Origin of the sequence: Bathymodiolus platifrons methanotrophic gill symbiont, from assembly GCF_002189065.1 — a bacterium.
In the GTDB taxonomy this organism is placed as follows: domain Bacteria; phylum Pseudomonadota; class Gammaproteobacteria; order Methylococcales; family Methylomonadaceae; genus Methyloprofundus.
In genome coordinates, this window is the sequence record NZ_BDMN01000222.1 from 1 (window position 1) to 1,700 (window position 1,700).

Here is a 1,700-nt window from a genome sequence, read left to right on the forward strand (position 1 = left end):
ACAGCACACAGACCGATCAAATTATCACACTCTTACCCACTAAAGAGACTCAGCGTGACATTCGCAAACAATATCCGGATATCCAGTTCAAAGCGCTCACCATCAGACTGATTAAATATACACTGGAGGGCAAGACCTACTGTATCGGCACAACATTGCTTGACGAACGATACACGATTGACGCATTAAAAGAGGTCTATCACGCCCGCTGGGGAATTGAAGAGCTGTATAAAATCAGTAAAAATATGATTGTGGTCGATGACTTCCATGGCCGAAGTGAGCGTACCGTAAAACAGGAATTGTTTGCCCATTTTGTACTGATCACCATGAGTAGACTCTGTACCAATGAATCTGAAAACTTATTAAATAGTCTGTTAAATCTGCAACCAGACGAAATGGATCCGAAACAAACAATACAGGCAAACTTTAAAAATAGCCTGGCAACCATGTCGAGGCATCTGGAAGATATCATGTTTGTTCCGGCACGCTGTATCAAAAAAGTGATGGATGACATTGTCAGCTCTATTTCACGAAATCATCAAAAGCTCAGACCGGGTCGATCCTATATTAGGAAATCCAAAAAGCCTGTGAACAAATGGCGGGGGTGTGAATCGACGGCCTAATGTAGATTTGAAATGGGTAAAGTGATTTCTCATGCGATTGCATTCGTGCGGGCTCTTAACCGAAGGGGGTAATGGCTTAAGCCAATGCCATTGGAGGTGAAGGGCGCATCCCATCACCCCGACCCGATCACTGAATACTTTCACAGTCTCTGTAGTTAGCCTTTATAGGGTGAAAAGGGCTGTGAAAGAATTCTATGGCCCTAACTTCAGATAACCTGAACTCGCGGAAAATTACTTGATACTATTTTATACCTCGTCATTCCGGCAGGGAAGCCGGAACCCAGTCACATGGATGTGAACGATGCCATCCATGGCACTGGATACCCGCTTCCCTGCGGGTATGACGGGTGATTGGTACATTATGTAACTTGGTTCTGATGCATGAAACTGTGCATTATGGTCTCACTATATTATTTTGATAATTCCTATAAGGCTTTGATTTTATTATGCTGAGATCAGGTGTTCTGAACTTAATTATTATTTTGCCAATGATGGGTGTATCAGATTAATCTCCGATAATGGCAAGCCTCTTTTCTCAGGAGAATAGCGGCTGTATTTTGATAGTGTAGTGGGGTCAAGATACCCAATAATTTGTTCTAGCTCTGATAGGCGCATGCCCTGCTTTACCAGATAGACTATATAAGAATGAGAAATAGATTCAGCGTTAATTTCTTGTGTTTCAGAAAAACCAGCATCAACAGCTGCATAAATAAGAATAGCTTCGAGCATTTCTACAGATACTTCCTGATTCTTTTTCCAGGCAGGGCAGGGGGGCAGTTTGCTTGAAAAGTGTTTTTAAAACGGGATTAAGTGAGATTGTACGAGGTTCTTCTTCAGTGATATTGATGCTGTCCTGGTCGAAATTTAGGTGTTCTTTTTTTAGCAGGGAAATTTCCTTTAATGTCATTCCACTTAGTAGTAAAGAGACAAGTTGCCTGGTCTTGATATCGGCTGTCTCAAGCAAGGAATCTAATTTTTCAACACTAAGTTCAGTGGGGAAATCATATTCAAGCGCGGGTTTTTTTCATGTGCTAAGGAATGTGCACGAAATAACTTCCTGAAGCAGCCAAGCTTGAA

General features: G+C 41.9%; 2 protein-coding genes. One reads left to right on the forward strand and one right to left on the reverse strand.

Features of this window, described 5'->3' with window-relative positions; translation table 11 throughout:
• Window positions 1-623 (forward strand): hypothetical protein (locus tag CDZ78_RS22055; RefSeq protein WP_167374294.1); only part of this gene is annotated, 623 nt, incomplete at its 5' end.
• A 477-nt stretch (window positions 624-1,100) separates the two neighbouring features.
• Here the strand turns inward: CDZ78_RS22055 and CDZ78_RS12830 are convergent.
• Window positions 1,101-1,352: a hypothetical protein gene (locus CDZ78_RS12830; RefSeq protein ID WP_087870368.1), complete on the reverse strand. Its 252-nt coding sequence runs from the start codon at window positions 1,350-1,352 to the stop codon at window positions 1,101-1,103.
• Window positions 1,353-1,700: the final 348 nt, after the last annotated feature.

What these genes read in the sequence shown, in the direction of transcription:
- CDZ78_RS12830 (WP_087870368.1), bottom strand. Translation starts at nt 1,352, where the DNA reads ATGCTCGAAGCTATTCTTATTTATGCAGCTGTTGATGCTGGTTTTTCT.